We start from the raw sequence: 18,583 nt of genomic DNA on the forward strand, positions 1-18,583 counted from the left end.
ATGGGTGCTGTCATCGGAGATCTGTTGCCGTTGGCGATCGGCGTCGCGGTCTCGCCGATCCCGATCATCGCCGCGATTCTGATGCTGCTCTCGACACATGCGGGAACCACGAGCGTCGGCTTCGCGGCGGGCTGGCTCGTGGGAATCGTGGTCGCCACGGTGGTCTTCGTTCTGCTCGGAGGCGTCGTGGACTCGTCCGGCGAGCCCTCGGCGGCGTCGTGGATCAGGATCGTCCTCGGCGTGCTCCTGCTGACGCTCGGCGTGCGCAAGTGGCTCGCTCGGAACGAACCACACGAGACGCCGAAATGGATGACGGCGATCGACGGCATGACGGCAGTGAAGGGCGCCGGACTCGGGTTCGGTCTCGCGGCCGTCAACCCGAAAAACCTGCTGATGTGCGCGGGTGCGGGCGTCACGATCGGGTCCGCCGCGCTGTCGGGCGGTGCCGTCGCGGTCGCAGTGGCGCTGTTCTCGGTGCTCGCGGCGATCACGGTCGTCGTCCCGGTGGTCGGCTACCTCGTCGCCGCCGATCGCTTGCGTCGCCCGTTGTCCGAGCTGAAGGAATGGCTGCAGGACAACAACACCGCCGTCATGGGAGTTCTCGTCCTGGTGATCGGCGTCATGCTCGTCGGCAAGGGCATCGGTGGGTTGAGTTGAGGCCGCATACGTGGCTCACCGTACGTTCGTGCGGTCGGTTAGGGTTACCTCCGAACAGGAGGTAGGTCGTGTCCATACGTGTGTTCGGCTTCGGAGCGGTCAGGTCGGCAGGAGCGCTTGCCGTGGCAGTGGGGGTGGCGTCGGCCGCGGGCTCGGGGGTGGCCGTCGCCGCGCCGACCGTGCCGAAGAGTACTGCGATTCAGGCTTACCTCGCCGACGGCACGCGCGCCGACGGCAAGTCGGTGCGTGCGGGCGACACCATCACCGTGCACGGCCAGGGCTTCGACCCCGGCGCGAACCGCGAAGGGCTTCCGCTGCCGGTGCTTCCGGGCACCCCGCACGGCGTGTTCGTCACCTTCGGTGCCTTCTCACCGCACTGGCGCCCGTCCGAGGGCGCACCGTCCGACGCGCGGGGTGAGCAGCGCTCGAACACGGCGTGGGTACTCGACGACGACGCGCTCGCCGCGGTCCCCGACGCCCCCTTCGACTTCCGTCGCACGATCCGGCAGCAGTGGGTGCCACTGAACGACGACGGCTCGTTCACCGCCGAGATCACGGTGTCCGAGGTGAAGGACGCGCCCGACGACGCGCGCTACGGCATCTACTCCTATGCGGGTGCGGGCGCTGTGAACGCCGCCGAAGAGCATTTCATCCCGGTCGACTTCGATCCGGCCCCCGGCCCGAACACGCCGCAGCCGCCCGCGCAGGATCTCGTGTGGGAGCTCGCGCCCGGCTACACGGACATCGTGAAAACCCGCCTGCAGGGCGGTATCTCCACCTCCGACGGCGCGTCGCTGCGCGGCGACGGCCGGCTCACCTTCGAACTCGACGAGGTGGCACTCGACGACGCGGGCTTCGGCACCGTCCGCTATCGGGGAACCGCGGTGTCGTACACCAAGTTCCATCTCGCCGAAGTCGCGCTCGTCGATCCGTGGATCGAGTTCACGCCCGACGGCACCTTCCTGTCGGCGGAGACGTCGACCACCGATCAGAACGGCACCGACGCGACGGCCCGCACCCGACTCGCGCGCCTCGACGCCGACGCCGACGCCGGCGCGCGCGACCGCAGCGACGTGCCCGCGCACTTCGAACAACTCGCACCCACGGTGCTGCGCCCGCTCGAACTCGGTCACGCCGCACCGGTCAGCTTCCGGTACTGAACCGACGGCCTCGTCGATACTGGCCGCGTGATCACGTCGACGAAGCGGCAACTGCACCGGTTCCACCCCGTCGGTCTCGTCCTGGGCCTCGCGTTCTTCGCGTGGTCGATGTCGCCGTCGCTGCTGCCGCGCCCGTGGTATCTGCAGGGTGTCGCGACGGGCCTGAGCTTCGCCACCGGGTATGCGGTGGGCTGTGTGCTCGCCTGGATCGTGCACCGCTGCGGGGTGCATCCCGACTGGTCGGCGAAGTGGCGCCGCATCGGCTGGTGGACGATCGCGGGTCTCGCGGTCGTCGTGGTCCCGACCTTCCTGGTCCTCGGCTCGTGGTGGCAGCAGATCGTGCGCGAACTCGTGGGCGCCGATCCGAACGCCCGCGCGAACTACCTGCTGGTGTTGCTGCTCGCCGCCGCACTGTTCGCGCTGCTCGTCGCGCTCGTGCGGTGCACGAGGTACCTGAGCAACCGGCTGACCGCGTTCGGTGGGCGCTGGGTGCCCGGTTCGGTCGCGCGCCTCGCGAGCGTGGTCGTCCTCGCCGCGGTGGTGCTGTTCTTCGTCACGGGAACGCCGTATCGCGCGGTCGTGTCGCGGCTCGACGACAGCTTCGCCGCCGCGGACCACGGCACGAAGGACGGCATCGTGGCGCCGACGGTGCCCGAACGCTCGGGCTCGCCCGCGTCGGGAGAGTCGTTCGCGAGTCTCGGCAGGGAGGGCCGCACCTTCGTCGGCAGCGGTCCGAGCGGTGCCGACATCGCCGCGCTCACCGGCAGGCCCGCACGCGAACCGGTCCGCGTGTACGCGGGCCGCGACTCCGGCGGAACCGTCGAGGAGATCGCGGACAATGTGGTCGCCGAACTCGATCGCACCGATGCGTGGAGCCGCGCGGAACTTGCCGTCGTCACCACCACGGGCCGTGGGTGGGTCAACGAGAATCTCGCACAGGGACTCGAATTCGTGTCCGGCGGCGATTCGGCGATCGCGTCGATGCAGTACTCGTATCTGCCGAGCCCGATGGCCTTCCTCGCCGACCGTGAGACCCCGCAACACGCGGGCCGCGCGCTGTTCGAGGCCGTGTTCGCACGCTGGAACGAGATGCCGCCCGACGCCCGCCCTCGGCTGCTCGTGTTCGGCGAGAGCCTCGGCTCGTTCGGCGGTCAGGCGGCGTTCGCGGGCGAACAGGACATGCTCGCGCGCACGCAGGGTGGGATCTGGACCGGCACACCGAATTTCACGGAGCAGTGGGCACGCATCACCGATGCACGCGACCCCGGTTCACCCGAACGGCTGCCCGTCGTCGACGGCGGCCGCGACGTCCGTTTCGTCGCCGACCCCACCGACCTCGCGCGTGGTGACCAGCCGTGGGGCCAGCGCCGAATCGTCTACTGGCAGCACGCCAGCGACCCGATCGTCTGGTGGTCGCCCGACCTGATCCTGCACGCGCCCGACTGGCTCCGCGAGCCGCTCGGTGCCGACGTCGACCCCGGTATGGAATGGATCCCGTTCGTCACCTTCTGGCAGGTGACCCTCGACATGGTGTTCTCGGCCGCGGTGCCTCCCGGGCACGGACACAACTACGGGCCCGACGCCGTCGACCTGTGGGCCGAGATCCTGCAGAACCCCGCGTGGACGGACGCGCAGACACAGGCCGTGCGCGACCATCTCGCGGGTGATCCGGAATGAGACCTCAGTCGTTCCGGGCGCGCTGACCGTTCCCGGACGTCTTGTCGTCGTCGGCCTTCTCCACCGGAGTGTCCTGCGTCGACTGCTCGGCACTCGACTCTTCGCCTGCCGCCTTGCGGTAGTCGGCGATGGTGGGCGGCGCGGGCGCGACCGGCGGCTGCTCGCTCTTGCGCGAGCGCACGAACGCACCGACGGCGACCGCGGCGAGCGTGAGTGCACCGAACACGACGAACCGGCGCCGCCGCGTCGACGACCGTTCCGCCTTGTCGCGTGCGGCGGAGGCCTCGGCGCGCGCCGACGGGACGGCCTTGGCGCGCTCGACTCCGCTCTTGCCCACCGCGAGCGCCTTGCGGCCGAGGTAGAGGCTCAGATCCGACAGGCCGACGCCCGTCGCCACGGCGCCCTTCCTCGCGAGCGACGTGACCTTCGCCGCGGCGTCGCTGTTCTTCGCGCGCGTCGCGGCGTCGTTCGCCAGCGCGGCGACCTCGCTCGCCCGGGCGGCGACGTCGTCCGCACGCTCGCGGGCGGTGTCGACCACGACGGGGGCCGCATCGCGGATCGCCGCAGGCACTTCGCGGACGTTCTTCACGGGAGTGGTGTCCTTCTTCTTCTGCGCGCGAATCATGTCTTCACTGTGTCACAGCACCGCGCGGACCGGGGGGAACGCGGCGGTCGGGTCATGCCCGAATCGCGTGAATGGCACGATGGAGGGGTGACTTCACCACACAAGACCGCAACCGCGACGCTCCACACCAACCGTGGCGACATCAAGATCGAGCTCTTCGGCAACCATGCCCCGAAGACCGTCGAGAACTTCGTCGGCCTCGCTGAAGGTACGAAGGACTACTCCACCGCCAACGCGTCGGGCGGCAACTCCGGCCCGTTCTACGACGGCGCGACGTTCCACCGCGTCATCGACGGCTTCATGATCCAGGGCGGCGACCCCACCGGCACCGGTGCAGGCGGCCCGGGCTACCAGTTCGGCGACGAGTTCCACCCCGAACTGCAGTTCGACCGTCCCTACCTGCTCGCGATGGCCAATGCGGGCCCGGGCACCAACGGTTCGCAGTTCTTCGTCACCGTCACCCAGACGCCGCATCTCAACCGTCGGCACACGATCTTCGGCGAGGTCACCGACGCCGAGTCGAAGAAGGTCGTCGACGCGATCGCGACCACCGCCACCGACCGCGGTGACCGCCCGACCGAGCCGGTCGTCATCAACAGCGTCAGCATCGAGAAGTAGCAGTAACAGCAGAACAGGATCTCCTGATGAGCAACCCCGGCTGGGGCGGAAACCCGAACGAGGGCGCTCTGCCCCAGCCGCGGTGCGTCCGCCACCCCGACCGTCCGACCGCGTTGGCGTGCACGCGCTGCGGCCGCCCCGCGTGTCCCGACTGCCTGCGGTCGGCGGCCGTCGGCTACCAGTGCGTGGACTGCGTCGCGGAAGGGCAGAAGTCCGTGCGGCAGGCACGCACGGTGTCGGGCGCCACGATGGCGTCGCAACAGAAGGTGCCGCTGGTCACCTACGTCCTGATGGCGCTCAACATCGGGGTGTTCCTCGTGACTGCCCTGCAGTCGCGCGACCTCATGCAGAACCAGCTCGGCTCGAAGCTGTTCGTCGACTGGGTGCTGTACGGGCCCGCGGTCGCGGACGGCCAGTGGATCCGTGTCCTCGGCAGCGGATTCCTGCACTTCGGGCTCATGCACCTCGCGGTCAACATGCTCGCGCTGTGGATCATCGGCCGCGACGTCGAGCTCGTCCTGGGCCGCTCGCGCTACACCGCGCTCTACCTCACCTCGCTGATCGGCGGATCTGCGTCGGTCATGGTGTTCGAGCCCTACGCCACCACGGCGGGCGCGTCGGGCGCGGTGTTCGGCCTGATGGGCGCGCTCGCGGTCATCCTGGTGCGGTTGCGCCGCAGCCCCGGCCCGATCATCGCGGTGATCGTCCTCAACATCGTCATCAGCGTCACCGTCCCCGGCATCTCGCTGTGGGGCCACATGGGCGGACTGGTCGCCGGTGCCCTCGCGGCCGTCGGGCTGCTGTACGTGCCGCAGTGGATGCGGGCGACGCAGCGCACCGCGGCCGTCATCGGGTGGGTGTCACTCGCCGTGGTCGCGGTGTTCGCGTTCGCGGTGGTCGGACTGCGCGTCGTGCAGTTGCGCGAGCAGTTCGGGCTCGGCTGAGCCGCTACTCCGCGGCCGGCCCGCTCCGGCTCGGGGGCACCAGCCCCTGCACCTTCAGCGCGTCGAACACCTCGTCCGGCGCCGCGCCGAGATCCCAGCGTCCGAACACGACGAGCCGCTCGTGATCGCCGTCGCGCAGGTCGAGTTCGAGCATCGGCACGCGACGGCCGATTCGCGCATAACGCACGACGCGGATGCGGTCGATCTGTTCGCGGGAGAACTCGAGCCGGCGGGTGAGCCGCTGCAGCACGAGCCGCGGGCCCGGCGCGACGGCCAGCCGCGGCCGCTGCCGTGCCGACAGCGCCGCGGTCACCAGCACGCCCACACCGGCGATGGCGACGAGCACGCGGCCGGGGCCGTCGAGCGGCACCGCGACGGACGCGCCCAGCAGCACGACGCCCAGCACGAACAGCGCGCCGGTCGCGGCGCGCGGGGTGGCCCACGCGACGAGCGGTTCGGACGGCGTCACGGGGTTATCCACAAGCCCTCTCCACAATGGGGATTAATGACACGCGTGTAATTGCCGCGGTGCCGGTCGACGTCACCGCCGGTCGACGCCACCGCCGGTCAGCGCCACCGCATAGTCATGATCAGGCCGACGACCATGAAGCCGAAGCCGATCAGGAAGTTCCACGCGCCGAGATCGTTCATCCATGTGATCGAGTCGGCAGCGAGGTAGTAGACGATGAGCCACGCGAGCCCGACGAGCATGAACCCGAGCATCACCGACACGTACAGCGTGCTCGACGGGCCTGCCTTGACCTTGACGGGCGTGCGGCTCGCGGGATTGATCGTGTAGTCGGTCTTCTTGCGGACCTTCGACTTCGGCATGACGTCCTCGGGGTGTCGCGTTCGGGGTTGTACGGTCGGCGCGGTCGTTTTCGCGGTGATCGCGCACTCGGCGGTAGATTCGCATCCACACGGCCTTTTCCAGTACACGCTAACGTAGAACCACGAGGTGAGGACACGGGTGAGTGCGCGCACAGTCGGCGGATCGCTCGTGTGGCGGGTTCTCGTCCTCGTCGTGTGCCTCGTCGCGGGCGTCCTGTTCGCCACCACACGTGAGGTGTCGTCGGGCGACGAGCTTCGAGCCCAGGACTCGACCCGGCTGTCCGATCTGGTGCGGCACGCGCAGGCACAGACCGACGACGCGGCCGCGACGCGCAGCTCCCTACAGGCCCGCGTCGACGAGCTGCAGCACCAGGCCGCCACCGACGATGCCGATGTCGCCGCCGCTCTCGACGGCATCGACGCCGTCGCCGCCGACGCGGGCCTCACCGAGCTCACCGGCCCTGGCGTCACGATCACGATGACCGACGCGCCGCGCGGAGCCGACGGCCGCTATCCCGTCGACGCCGCACCCAACGACCTCGTGGTGCACCAACAGGACATCCAGAGCGTGCTCAACGCGGTGTGGACCGGCGGTGCCGAAGCCGTCAGCATGCAGGGCGAGCGCATCGTCGAGACGTCCGCGCCGCGGTGCGTCGGCAACACGCTGCTGCTGCACGGACGCACCTACAGCCCGCCGTACGTCGTCGAGGCGATCGGCGACCCCGACCGAATCCGGGCGGCGCTCGCGAACGAACCCGGAATCAAGGTCTACAAGCAGTACGCCACGCGGTTCGGTCTCGGCTACGCCGAAGCCGCATCGGCGCAGATCACGGTGCCCGCATACACCGGAGGTTGACCGCAGCGCCTACCCTGTGGGCATGAAGATCCTGGTCGTCGACAACTACGACAGCTTCGTGTTCAACCTGGTCCAGTTCCTGGGTCAGCTCGGAACGCGGGCCGACGTGTGGCGCAACGACGACGACCGGCTCACCGCGCCCGGCGGTCTCGCCGCCGCGGCCCGCGACTACGACGGCATCCTGCTCAGCCCCGGTCCGGGCACCCCGAAGCGTGCGGGCGTCACGATGGACCTCGTGCGTGCGTGCGCCGACGCAGGCACACCCGCGCTCGGCGTGTGCCTCGGGCACCAGGCGATGGGCGAGGTGTTCGGCGCGACCGTCGACCGCGCACCCGAGTTGCTGCACGGCAAGACGAGCGTCGTGCACCACGACGGCGCGGGCGTGCTCGAGGGGCTGCCCGACCCGTTCGTCGCGACCCGCTACCACTCGCTCACGATCCTGCCCGAGACGATCCCGGACGAACTCGTCGTCACCGGCCGCACCGACACCGGCATCGTCATGGCGATGCACCACCGCGACCTGCCGTTGCACGGCGTGCAGTTCCACCCCGAGTCGGTCAAGACGCAGGGCGGCCACCGCATGCTCGCGAACTGGCTCGCGGTGTGCGGCGAGGCGCCCGCCGAGGGTCTCGTCCGTCGGCTCGAGAGCGAGATGGCGGACGCGCTCGGCGCCTGAGTCCGTTCAGCCCGGCTGCAGCACGGCGAAGTCACCGAGGTCGTGCGAGACCGTGAACGTCCGGGACGTCACGCGCCAGCCGTCCGGGGTGCGTGTCCAGCGGTCGTCGTACTCGCCGAAGCACTCGTAGAACGCGCCGTCGCCCGCCGCACCCACGTGGTGGACGCGCGCGTACGTGAGCGAGCGTGCGTGGTCGCCGTCGATCTCGACGCGGTGGTTCCCGAGCAGGTGCTGCGACGGCCCGCACCCGCCGAGGTGGGCGCGCACGCGCGCCACGATCCGGTCGCGTCCCGTCGCGCCGTACCCGCTCGCGTCCTCGGTGAACGCCGCCCCGAGGGCGTCCCAGTCGCGTCGGTCCAAGGCCGACGCGAGGTGCGCCAGCTGCTCGATCACCTGATCCCGTTCGCTGTGCATGCCACGGGTGTAGCAGGCGCGCGGTCGTCGACGCGCCTGTTCGTCCCGCTCAGCGAACGGTCCCGCCGGTCGCGGGTCAGCGCGGGATGCCGAGCGCTCCGACGCCGACGGTGATCGCCGCGTCCTTCGTGATCTCCGAGCCCGGCGGCTGCTGCTGCATCACGATCTTGCCGACCTTGTCGGGATCGAGCGTCGACGTCTGCGTCTGCTGCAGCTGCGTCGACGACCCCGTCCAGCCGGCCGACCGCAGCGCCGACAGGGCCTGCGAGATCGACATGTCCGACAGATCCGGCATCGTGATGTTGGCCCCGTTGGACACGCGGATCTCGATGGTCTCGCCCTTGTCGGCGTTCGAGCCGCCCGCCGGATTGGTCGACACCACGAGCCCGCGCTGCACACCCGAGTCGATCTGCAGCACCTGCGTCTTGAAGCCGGCGGCCTCGATGTTGTCGCGGGCCACCTCTTCCCGCTGGCCGCTCACGTCGGGCACGCGCACCTGTTCGGGTCCGGCGCCGAGCGTGATCGTCACCGCGCTGTCGACGGCGGCTTCGCTGTTGGTGCGCGGGCTCTGCTCGATCACCTTGTCGCGGTCGTCGGGGTCCGACGGCGCGCGTTCGACGCGGCTGTCGAGCCGCAGCCCGGCGGACGACAGCGCCTGCTGAGCCTCCTGCTGTGTCATGCCGGTGAGCGACGGCACCCGCACGTCCTCGGGGCCGGACGACACCTCGAGGGTCACGGTGCTGCCCTCGTCGACGCTCACGCCCGACACCGGGCGAGTGTTGACGACATTGCCGACCGCGATCACGTTGTCCGGCTTGTCCTGCCGCGACACGCGGAAGCCCGCGTTCTGCAGAGTCGTCTGGGCTTCGTCGGCGCTCTGGTTCGTGACGTCGGGAACGGTCACCTGGTCGGCGTTCGACCCGGGGCCCGCCGCCCACAGGAATGCGCCGACGACGACCACCACGATCGCCGCCGCGATCGACCACAGCGCGATCTTGAGCGGCTTGCGCTTCGACTCGTCGTCCGCGCTGTGACTCGCGCGCCCACCACGGTCGCCGCGGTCGCGGGGCTCCTCGTCGCGGTAGCCACCGCCGCCGACCGCACCGAGGATCGTCGTGCGGTCCTCGTCGTTCATCACCATCGGCGCGCTGGGGCGTTGCCCGCTGAGTACCCGCACGAGGTCGCTGCGCATCTCGGCCGCCGACTGGTAGCGATTGGCCGGGTTCTTGCTCATCGCCTTGAGCACGATCGAGTCGAGTTCGCGCGGCACGTCCGGGTTGAGCTGCGACGGCAGCCGCGGATCCTCGCGCACGTGCTGCACCGCCACGGCGACCGGCGAATCGCCCGAGAACGGCGGCTCGCCGGTGAGCACCTCGAACAGCACACAGCCGAGTGAGTACACGTCGGAACGCGCGTCGACCTGCTCGCCGCGCGCCTGCTCGGGCGACAGGTACTGCGCGGTGCCGATCACGGCCGCGGTCTGGGTCATCGACTGCGACGCGTCGGAGATGGCGCGGGCGATGCCGAAGTCCATCACCTTGACCGCGCCGCCGCGCGTGATCATGACGTTCGCCGGCTTGACGTCGCGGTGCACGATGCCGTTGCGGTGCGAGAAGTCGAGTGCGGCGCACACGTCCGACACCACTTCCATCGCGCGACGCGGCGCGAGCGGCCCGGAGCTGCGGACGATGTCGCGCAGCGTGTCGCCCTCGACGTACTCCATCACGATGTACGGCAGCGGGCCCGCGTCGGTCTCGGCTTCGCCGGTGTCGTAGACCGCGACGATCGCGGGATGGTTGAGCGCCGCCGCGTTCTGGGCTTCGCGGCGGAACCGCAGGTAGAACGTGGGGTCGCGCGCGAGATCGGCGCGGAGCACCTTGATCGCGACGTCGCGGCCGAGCCGCACGTCGCGCGCGAGATGGACCTCGGACATGCCGCCGAAGCCGAGAATCTCACCCAGCTCGTACCGGGAAGAGAGATTGCGCGGTGTCGTCATGGCTGTCCTTGCGGTATCTCGGGGGCCAGCTCCTCCGATTCGGTGGTGGTGGTCGGCGCTTCGCTGGTGGTCGTCGTGGTGGTGGTCGGTTGCTGCGTCGTCGTGGTCGGCGGCGGGGTCGTCGTCGTGGTGGTCGGCTCTTCCCACGTCGTGGTGGGCTCGTCCCATGTCGGCGGCGCCTCGTAGGTGGGCTGCCACTGCGTCGTGGTCGGTGGCGCGGTGGTGCGCGTGAGCGTCGGCAGCGTCGACGTGACCGGCGCGGGCGCGCGGTCGGGCTCGTCGTCGCCGCCCAGCAGCAGCAGACCGCCCGCGATGAGCGCCGCGAGCAGCAGCAGACCGCCCGCCGCCCACGCGACGGCCTTCTGGCCGCTGGTGAGACCGCGCTTCTCGTCCTCGGGCGGCTCGCCCTCCGGGCCGCCGTAATTCGCCTGACCCGTCGACAACACCTGTGTGGCGCCCGGGAGCGGGGCGGGGACGACACGCGCCGTGGTGCCCGCGGCGTTCGAACCGGGGGCCGGGGGCCGACCACCCGCCCGCACGGTCGCGACGGCGTCCGCGAACTCGCCGCCGTTCGCGTAGCGCGCCGCGGGGTCCTTCGTGAGCGTGATGTCGATCAGTTCCCGGACGTTCGGCGGCAAGTCGGCGGGCAGCGGCGCGGGAGTCTCGCGCACGTGCTTCATCGCGACCGTCAGCGCGCCCTCGCCGGTGAACGGGCGGCGGCCCGACAGCGCCTCGTAGCCGACGACACCCAGTGAGTACACGTCACTCGCCGACGTCGCGTCCTGGCCGAGAGCCTGTTCGGGCGCGATGTACTGGGCGGTGCCCATCACCATGCCGGTGCGTGTGACCGGCGACGCCTCCACGGCCTTCGCGATGCCGAAGTCGGTGATCTTCACCTGGCCGCTGGGCGTGATGAGGATGTTGCCGGGCTTGACGTCGCGGTGCACGACGCCCGCGTCGTGCGCGACCTGCAACGCACGCCCGGTCTGCTCGAGCATGTCCAGCGTGTACGGGATCGCGAGCCGGCCCACGCGCGCGAGGACCGTGTTGAGCGGTTCGCCGTTGACGAGCTCCATCACCAGGTATGCGGTGGAATCGCCCGACGCGTCGGCGACCTCGCCGTAGTCGTAGATGCCCGCGATGCCGGGGTGGTTGAGCTGCGCCGTCGTGCGTGCTTCGAAGCGGAATCTTTCGAGGAACTCGGGGTCGGACGAGAACTCCGACTTGAGTACCTTGACGGCCACGCGTCGTCCGAGGCGCGTGTCGTCGGCCTCCCACACCTGGCCCATGCCGCCCGTCGCGATGAGCCGGATGAGCCGGTACCGGCCCGCGATCTGCGATCCGTTGTTCAAAGCCATCGTCAGCCTCCCTGCAGTCCGGCTGCAATGACGGCGCGACCGATCGGCGCAGCTACCGATCCACCGGTGGCCGCGAGCGCGCGGTCGCCGCCGTCCTCGACGATCACGGCGATCGCGATCGTGGGGTCCTGTGCGGGCGCGAAGCCGATGTACCACGCGTGGGGTGGGGTGTTGCGCGGGTCGCTGCCGTGCTCGGCGGTACCCGTCTTCGACGCGATCTGCACGCCGGGGATCTTGCCCTCGCCACTCGTGTTGTTCTCCGAGCCGATCATGAGGTCGGTGAGCGTCGCCGCGACCTCCGGGGTCATCGCCTGGCCGTCCGACACGGGCTTGCTCGACGCGAGATTCGACAGGTCGGGGCTCTGCAGGTCGGACACGAGCTGCGGTTCCATCCGGACGCCGCCGTTCGCGATCGTCGCCGCGATCGACGCATTCTGCAGCGGGGTGAGCGCGACGTCGCGCTGGCCGATGCTGCTCTGCCCGAGGGCCGCGTCGTCGGGGATGGTGCCGATCGTGCTCGGTGCGACGGGGAACGGCACGCCCGTCATCTCGGAGCCGACGCCCAGCGCCGACGCCTGGCTCTCGAGCGCGCCCGCGCCTTCCTTGATGCCGAGTTCGACGAACGCCGTGTTGCACGAGCGGGCGAACGCCTCGCGCAGCGACGCGGTGGCGCCGCCGCCGCACGTGGTGCCGTTGTAGTTCTCGAGCGTCGTCGCGGTGTCCGGCAGCGTGATCTGCGGGGCCGCGGTGAGCTGCGTGTCGGGCGTCGTGCCGGTGCCGAGCGCGGCCGCGGTGACGACGACCTTGAATGTCGAGCCCGGTGGGTAGGTCTGCGACACGGCACGGTTGACGAGCGGCTTGCCCTCGTCGGCGTTGAGCTGCTCCCACGCCTGCGTGGTCTGCGTCCCGTCGTGGCTCGAGAGCGAGTTGGGGTCGTAGCTCGGCGTGCTCACCATGGTGAGGATGCGACCCGTACTCGGTTCGATCGCCACGACCGATCCGCTGTAGCCCTTGGCCGTCAGCTGGTCGTACGCGACCTGCTGCATCACCGGGTTGACGGTGGTGACGACATTGCCGCCCCGCGGGTCGCGTCCCGACACCATGTCGAAGAAACGCCGCCCGAACAGCCGGTTGTCGGAGCCGTTGAGGATCGGGTCCTCGCCGTTCTCGAGACCCGTGCTGCCGTACTGCATCGAGTAGAAGCCGGTGACCGGCGCATTGGCGAGCGGGCTCGACGGCGCTGCCTGGTTCGGCGGATAGGTGCGTAGGTACTTGTAGCGGTCGTCGGTGGGCACCGACGCCGCGAGCACCTGGCCGCCCGCCGAGATCTGGCCGCGCTGACGCGAGTACTCGTCGAGCAGCACGCGCGAGTTGCGGGGATCGGTGCGGAGGTCGTCGGCCTTGATGACCTGCACGTAGGTGGCGTTGGCGAGCAGCGCCACCACCATGACCATGACGGCGAGCGAGACGCGGCGGAGGGGAGTGTTCATCGGCGCTGAACCATTTCGGTGGGCGCGTCCGCGATCGGCGGTTGCGGACGCTTCTTGGGCACCGCGGGTTCACGCGCGGCGCTCGAGATCTTGATCAGGATTGCGACGAGCAGATAGTTCGCGAGCAGCGACGAGCCGCCGTAGGACATGAACGGCGTCGTCAGACCCGTGAGCGGGATGAGCTTCGTGACGCCGCCGACGACGACGAAGATCTGGATCGCGATGGTGAACGACAGCCCGGCCGCGAGCAGCTTGCCGAAGCTGTCGCGTACGGCGAGCGCGGTGCGCATGCCGCGGATGATCAGGATCAGGAACAGCATCAGCACCGCGGCGAGGCCGATCAGGCCGAGTTCCTCACCGATCGTGGCGACGATGAAGTCGGTCTTCGCGAACGGGACGGTCGCGGGCCGTCCGCTGCCCAGGCCGGTGCCGGCGACACCGCCGGTCGCGAGGCCGAACAGCGACTGCGAGATCTGGTAGCCCGTGTTGTTGTAGTCGCCGAGCGGGTCGATCCACGTGTGCACGCGCACCCGCACGTGACCGAACAGCTGGTAGGCGAAGAAGAAGCCGATCGCGAGCAGGCCGACGCCGATCGCGAGCCAGCCGACGCGTTCGGTGGCGACGTAGATCATCACCAGCACCGTGCCGAACAGCAGCAGCGAGGTGCCGAGGTCCTTCTCGAACACCAGGACGCCGACCGACACGATCCACGCGACGAGGATCGGGCCGAGGTCGCGGGCACGCGGCAGGTCCATGCCGAAGATGTGCCTGCCCGCGGTCATGAACAGGTCGCGTTTCGCGACGAGCACCGACGCGAAGAAGATGATCAGCAGGATCTTCGCGAACTCGCCGGGCTGGATGCTGAAGCCGGGCAGCCGGATCCAGATCTTCGCGCCGTTGACCTCGGACATGCTCGACGGCAGGATCGCCGGGATCGCGAGCAGCACCAGGCCCGCGAGGCCGAGGGTGTAGCTGTATCGGGCGAGGAGCCGGTAGTCGCGCAGCAACAGCAGGATCGCGACGAACCCGGCCACTGCGAGCGTCGTCCACATGATCTGCTGGTTCGCGTCGGGCGACGGCGCCTCGAGGCCGTAGTACTCGGCGGACTGCGCGTCGGCGAGGTCGAGCCGATGGATCAGTACCAGGCCGAGCCCGTTGAGCAGCGCCACGATCGGCAGGATCAGCGGATCGGCATACGGCGCGAACCGGCGGACGCCGAGGTGCGCGACGAGCAGCAGCACGGTGTACGCCAGCGCGTACTTGCCGAGAGCCCACGTGAGGTGCTGTTCCTGGCTCGCCTCGACCAGCACGAGCGAGACGGTCACGACGACGACGGCGAGGCCGAGCAGGATCAGCTCGGTGTTCCGTCGCGTCGGCTGTTCGGGCGCGGGGGCGAACCCACCGGGCGGGCTCGGGAACGAGCCGCCCGGATTTCCGGTCGACACGCTCATCAGCCGACCGTCCTGCAGTTCTGGCCCGGTACATCGGCCGGAGTCGGCGTCGGGACGGGCGTCGCGGTGGTGGGCGCCGGCTGACCCTCGGCAGGCGGCGCGGCGCCGTCCGCCGGGGGAGCGGGTGGCGCGGGGGTCTGCGCGGGTTCGGGCGCGGGCGGTGCCGCGGTGGTCGGCGCCGCCTCGCCCGGTGCCGGCGTCGGTGTGGGCGTCGGCGTCGGCGTTTCGGACGTCGGCTCGCACACCGGCAGCAGTTCGTTCTCGACGAGCCTGCGCATCTGCTCGCGCGTGTCGTCGAGCTTGCCCGACGGCAGGCCCGCACGCAGCTGAGCCCGCGCCGACGGCTGCAGGTCGTCGGCGGTGAGGACGTCGCACGTCGCGGGCAGCTGATCGGGGGCCGAGAAGGTGAGCGCGCCCTCGTCGGTGACGCACCCGACGAGTTCGGCCTCGGAGAACGAGTAGCCGAACAGTGCACCCGGCACGCCCTGCATGACGGTGACGCGGTCGCGGTCGTCGGTGGTGAGGAAGTAGTTGCCGCGCACCATGTACCAGCCGACGACGCCGCCCACCGCGAGCACCACGACGATCAGCGCCGCCAGGGCCGCGATCCACTTGCCGCGCTTCTTCTTCGGCTTCTCCTCTTCCGCCTGCGGGATGACGCGCTTGGGCGTCGCGCGCGGCGGACGCATCGCCGCCGCGCGCCCCGCGGCGGTGTCCGGCGGCGGGGTGTCCTCTTCGTCGTCGCTCGACGCGGCACCCGCGACGATCGGGTGGCTCTGGCCGTAGTCGAGGTCGATGACGTCGGCGACGACGACCGTGACGTTGTCGGGGCCGCCGCTGCGCAGTGCCAGTTCGATGAGCCGGTCGGCGCACTCGTCCTCGGTGCCCTCGCGCATCGTGTTGGCGATCGTCTCGTCGCTCACCACGTCGGACAGGCCGTCGGAGCACAGCAGGTACCGGTCGCCGGAGCGGGCCTCGCGCACGGTGAGGGTCGGTTCGATCTCGCTGCCGGTGAGCGCGCGCATGATGAGCGAGCGCTGCGGGTGCGAGTGCGCCTGTTCGGCGGTGATGCGGCCCTCGTCGACGAGGGACTGGACGAACGTGTCGTCGCGCGTGATCTGCGTCAGGGCGTCGTCGCGCAGCATGTAGGCGCGCGAGTCGCCGATGTGGACGAGGCCCAGCTTGCTGCCCGCGAACAGGATCGCGGTGAGCGTGGTGCCCATGCCGTCGAGCTCGGGGTCTTCCTCGACGTGGTCGGCGATGCTGTCGTTGCCTGCGCGGGTGGCGCGTTCGAGCTTGCCGATCAGGTCGGCGCCGGGCTCGTCGTCGTCGAGGTGCGCGAGCGCCGCGATCATCAGCTGCGATGCGACCTCGCCCGCGGCGTGCCCGCCCATGCCGTCGGCGAGCGCGAGGAGCCGGGCACCCGCGTACACCGAGTCCTCGTTGTTCGACCGCACGAGACCGCGGTCGCTACGCGCTGCGTAGCGCAGTACGAGTGTCACGGGCGCAGCTCGATCACGGTCTTGCCGACACGAACCGGAGTCCCCAGCGGGACCCGGACGGCGGTGGTGACCTTCGCCCGATCGAGGTACGTGCCGTTGGTCGAGCCGAGGTCTTCGACGTACCAGTCGGTGCCGCGGGGCGAGAGCCGCGCGTGCCGCGTCGACGCGTAGTCGTCGGTGAGGACGAGCGTCGAGTCGTCGGCGCGGCCGATCAACACCGGTTGTGTGCCGAGGGGGATACGGGTGCCTGCCAGCGCGCCCTGCGTGACGACGAGATTGCGCGCCACCTTGGGTTTGCTGAGCGACGGAAGGACGTTGCCGCCGCGCGACATGCGCGTCGGGATGCGTACGCCCGAGCCCGCGTAGACGTCCGCGCGCAGCGCGCGCAGCACCGCCCACACGAACAGCCACAACAAGAGGAGGAAGCCCGCGCGTGTGAGCTGCAGAATGAGGCCCTGCACGGAACTTCACCTCCTTCTGTTCGTCGAGCTCGCGTCCGGAGCTCGGTTGTGCGGGCCGGGGCCCGTCGAGTTGGCAGAATCATAGGGCCAACCCGCTTCCCGATCAGGATACGGACGGGCCCTCACATTACGGTTTCGGCGTGTTCCGCGCGCGCACGACGCGTTCGCAGCGCGCGGTGACCCCCGGCACACGCAGTGACGGAGGTCGGCGGCACGCTCGGGCGGTCAGACGATGCGGACCAGGATCTCGGAGTGGCCTGCGCGGATGATGTCGCCGTCGGCGAGCTGCCAGTCCTGCACCGGCGCGCCGTTGACGGTGGTGCCGTTGGTCGAGCCGAGATCGGACAGCATCGCGACCTGGCCGTCCCAGCGGATGTCGACGTGCCGGCGCGACACGCCCGTGTCGGGGAGACGGAACTGCGCGTCCTGGCCGCGGCCGATGATGTTGCTGCCCTCGCGCAGCTGGAAGTGACGGCCGCTGCCGTCCTCGAGCTGCAGCGTCGCGGTGAACGCGTGGGCCGGCTGGTCGTATCCGCCCTGGGCGTAGCCGGGGTCGTAGCCGCCCTGCTGGTAGTCGTAGCCGCCGCCCTGCTGGTAGCCCTGGTCGTACCCGCCCTGGCCGTAACCCTGGCCCTGGTCGTAGCCACCCTGCTGGTAACCCTGCTCGTACCCGCCGCCCTGGCCGTAGCCGGGGTCGTAGCCGCCCTGCTGGTAGTCGTAGCCGCCACCCTGCTGGTAGCCGTCGTCGTAACCGCCGGGCCGTCCGCCCTGCTGGAACTGGGCCTGGCCGTAACCCTGCTGGTCGTAGCCGCCCGGCTGGTAGCCCTGCTGATCGAAGTTGCCGCCCTGGGGCTGGTAACCCTGGTCGTAGCCGCCGCCCGGGTACTCGTCCGCCGACCGGTCGTAGCCGTTCTGGTAACCCGGCTGCGCGTAGCGCTGGTCCTGACCCGCGTGCGCATTTCCGTTGCGCGCGTACTGCGGCTCGGGCGCACGGTTGCCGGCCGGCTCCCGGCTGGGGTCGTAGCCTGAGTTCTGCGTCATGTGGCCAGCTCCTGGATTCGACATGTTGACGGGGGCATTCTGCGCGTTCGGTGGGAGCACTCGTGGTGCGGGTCCACCTGGTGGTGGTGCGGAACCACCTTGTGCTTGTGGAGGTCTGCTCTGCCCGGCGTCCGGGTCGACCGAGCCCGACGTGCGGAACTGGCCGGTGTGCAGGCTGGGCGACGGCTCGAACGACACCCGCACCGGGCCGTACGTCTGCCAGCCCTGCTCGCGGATGAAGTCTTCGAGGTGACGCGAGAACGCCTTCACTGTCACGTCCCGGTCGGACGCGAGCGCGTCGTGATCGGAGTTGTTGACGGTGATGACGTAGTTGTTCGGCGCGAGCACGTGGCCGCCGTCGAGCTGCTGGACGCGATCGGCCGCCTCCTGTTGCAGCGCGGCCTCCACCTCCTGCGGCACGACTCCACCACCGAACACGCGCGCGAAAGCATCACCGACAGCTCCCTGCAGCTTGCGCTCGAAGCGCTGAACGATGCCCACAGGAAACCTCCTCTCGATGTGCACTCGTCTCCCACGGCCCGACGCAGGTTGTGTCGTTCCGGCCGTGGCGGCACGTTCCACGGTACTGTCCCGAAGAGCGATACCGTGGCGGTCCGTCTGCCAAGCATGATATCGGCGAAACCCGGCACCCGAGTTTCAGTTGCATATCAGTGTCCCCACCTGCACGAATCGTGCCCTCGCGCGGGCCTGTGCTAGGGTTGCCGACGTTGCTCGGGCGAGTGGCGGAATGGCAGACGCGCTGGCTTCAGGTGCCAGTGTCCTTCGGGACGTGGGGGTTCAAGTCCCCCTTCGCCCACCATCAGCA

General features: G+C 70.0%; 18 protein-coding genes and 1 tRNA gene. 8 read left to right on the forward strand and 11 right to left on the reverse strand.

All coding sequences use genetic code 11. The features are described from left to right. The 3 genes from HCA44_RS18140 (at window position 1) to HCA44_RS18150 (ending at window position 3,494) form a co-directional block, all read left to right on the forward strand. Complete coding sequence (locus HCA44_RS18140) at window positions 1-657, forward strand: GAP family protein (RefSeq protein WP_169650725.1); 657 nt, start codon at window positions 1-3, stop codon at window positions 655-657. 122 nt (window positions 658-779) lie between these two features. Continuing rightward, window positions 780-1,817, forward strand: a complete 1,038-nt coding sequence (locus HCA44_RS21295) for an HtaA domain-containing protein (protein WP_346764783.1) — start codon at window positions 780-782, stop codon at window positions 1,815-1,817. 27 nt (window positions 1,818-1,844) lie between these two features. Next, a complete protein-coding gene (locus tag HCA44_RS18150; protein WP_346764784.1) occupies window positions 1,845-3,494 on the forward strand; it encodes an alpha/beta hydrolase in 1,650 nt (549 codons plus the stop codon). Between the two features lie 4 nt (window positions 3,495-3,498). On the opposite strand, the gene HCA44_RS18155 is transcribed toward HCA44_RS18150, so the two are convergent. Beyond that, window positions 3,499-4,119 carry a hypothetical protein gene (locus tag HCA44_RS18155; protein ID WP_169650726.1) on the reverse strand — a complete coding sequence of 207 codons (621 nt, stop codon included), beginning with the start codon at window positions 4,117-4,119 and terminating at the stop codon, window positions 3,499-3,501. 54 nt (window positions 4,120-4,173) lie between these two features. On the opposite strand from HCA44_RS18155, the gene HCA44_RS18160 reads away from it, so the two are divergent. Together HCA44_RS18160 and HCA44_RS18165 are read left to right on the forward strand one after the other, a co-directional pair. Next, window positions 4,174-4,737, forward strand: coding sequence for a peptidylprolyl isomerase (locus tag HCA44_RS18160; RefSeq protein ID WP_206038330.1), 564 nt, complete (start codon window positions 4,174-4,176; stop codon window positions 4,735-4,737). 26 nt (window positions 4,738-4,763) lie between these two features. Beyond that, the gene (locus tag HCA44_RS18165) at window positions 4,764-5,681 is read left to right on the forward strand and encodes a rhomboid family intramembrane serine protease (protein WP_169650728.1); all 918 of its coding nucleotides are present in this window, start codon (window positions 4,764-4,766) and stop codon (window positions 5,679-5,681) included. 4 nt (window positions 5,682-5,685) lie between these two features. Here the strand turns inward: HCA44_RS18165 and HCA44_RS18170 are convergent, their stop codons facing one another. After that, a complete protein-coding gene (locus tag HCA44_RS18170) occupies window positions 5,686-6,150 on the reverse strand; it encodes a PH domain-containing protein (RefSeq protein ID WP_169650729.1) in 465 nt (154 codons plus the stop codon). Between the two features lie 98 nt (window positions 6,151-6,248). Next, window positions 6,249-6,512, reverse strand: coding sequence for a cell division protein CrgA (gene crgA, locus HCA44_RS18175; RefSeq protein ID WP_169650730.1), 264 nt, complete (start codon window positions 6,510-6,512; stop codon window positions 6,249-6,251). Between the two features lie 139 nt (window positions 6,513-6,651). Between crgA and HCA44_RS18180 the strand changes: the two genes are divergently transcribed. Beyond that, window positions 6,652-7,368 (forward strand): DUF881 domain-containing protein, encoded by a 717-nt coding sequence (locus tag HCA44_RS18180; RefSeq protein WP_169650731.1) that lies wholly within the window; start codon window positions 6,652-6,654, stop codon window positions 7,366-7,368. Between the two features lie 22 nt (window positions 7,369-7,390). Continuing rightward, on the forward strand, window positions 7,391-8,044 hold the full coding sequence (locus tag HCA44_RS18185; RefSeq protein ID WP_169650732.1) for an aminodeoxychorismate/anthranilate synthase component II: 654 nt from the start codon (window positions 7,391-7,393) through the stop codon (window positions 8,042-8,044). A 6-nt stretch (window positions 8,045-8,050) separates the two neighbouring features. Here the strand turns inward: HCA44_RS18185 and HCA44_RS18190 are convergent, their stop codons facing one another. The 8 genes from HCA44_RS18190 to HCA44_RS18225 form a co-directional block, all read right to left on the reverse strand. Then, window positions 8,051-8,458 carry a nuclear transport factor 2 family protein gene (locus HCA44_RS18190; RefSeq protein ID WP_169650733.1) on the reverse strand — a complete coding sequence of 136 codons (408 nt, stop codon included), beginning with the start codon at window positions 8,456-8,458 and terminating at the stop codon, window positions 8,051-8,053. 76 nt (window positions 8,459-8,534) lie between these two features. Continuing rightward, complete coding sequence (pknB, locus tag HCA44_RS18195; protein ID WP_169650734.1) at window positions 8,535-10,454, reverse strand: Stk1 family PASTA domain-containing Ser/Thr kinase; 1,920 nt, start codon at window positions 10,452-10,454, stop codon at window positions 8,535-8,537. Continuing rightward, window positions 10,451-11,812 carry a serine/threonine-protein kinase gene (locus HCA44_RS18200; protein WP_169650735.1) on the reverse strand — a complete coding sequence of 454 codons (1,362 nt, stop codon included), beginning with the start codon at window positions 11,810-11,812 and terminating at the stop codon, window positions 10,451-10,453. Before HCA44_RS18200 ends, pknB begins: the two co-directional genes overlap by 4 nt. Window positions 11,813-11,814: 2 nt before the next feature. Continuing rightward, complete coding sequence (locus tag HCA44_RS18205; RefSeq protein ID WP_169650736.1) at window positions 11,815-13,302, reverse strand: penicillin-binding protein 2; 1,488 nt, start codon at window positions 13,300-13,302, stop codon at window positions 11,815-11,817. Continuing rightward, window positions 13,299-14,753 carry an FtsW/RodA/SpoVE family cell cycle protein gene (locus HCA44_RS18210; RefSeq protein ID WP_169650737.1) on the reverse strand — a complete coding sequence of 485 codons (1,455 nt, stop codon included), beginning with the start codon at window positions 14,751-14,753 and terminating at the stop codon, window positions 13,299-13,301. The genes HCA44_RS18205 and HCA44_RS18210 overlap by 4 nt, the downstream gene beginning before the upstream one ends. Further along, window positions 14,753-16,255 carry a protein phosphatase 2C domain-containing protein gene (locus HCA44_RS18215; protein WP_169650738.1) on the reverse strand — a complete coding sequence of 501 codons (1,503 nt, stop codon included), beginning with the start codon at window positions 16,253-16,255 and terminating at the stop codon, window positions 14,753-14,755. Before HCA44_RS18215 ends, HCA44_RS18210 begins: the two co-directional genes overlap by 1 nt. After that, window positions 16,252-16,716: an FHA domain-containing protein gene (locus HCA44_RS18220; protein WP_169650739.1), complete on the reverse strand. Its 465-nt coding sequence runs from the start codon at window positions 16,714-16,716 to the stop codon at window positions 16,252-16,254. Before HCA44_RS18220 ends, HCA44_RS18215 begins: the two co-directional genes overlap by 4 nt. A 225-nt stretch (window positions 16,717-16,941) precedes the next feature. After that, window positions 16,942-18,258: an FhaA domain-containing protein gene (locus HCA44_RS18225; protein ID WP_169650740.1), complete on the reverse strand. Its 1,317-nt coding sequence runs from the start codon at window positions 18,256-18,258 to the stop codon at window positions 16,942-16,944. A 233-nt stretch (window positions 18,259-18,491) separates the two neighbouring features. Here HCA44_RS18225 and HCA44_RS18230 point away from each other — a divergent pair. After that, window positions 18,492-18,577 (forward strand) — tRNA-Leu (locus HCA44_RS18230). Window positions 18,578-18,583: the final 6 nt, after the last annotated feature.

The sequence above is a fragment of the Rhodococcus sp. HNM0569 genome, from assembly GCF_012726205.1.
Lineage (GTDB): Bacteria > Actinomycetota > Actinomycetes > Mycobacteriales > Mycobacteriaceae > Rhodococcus_F.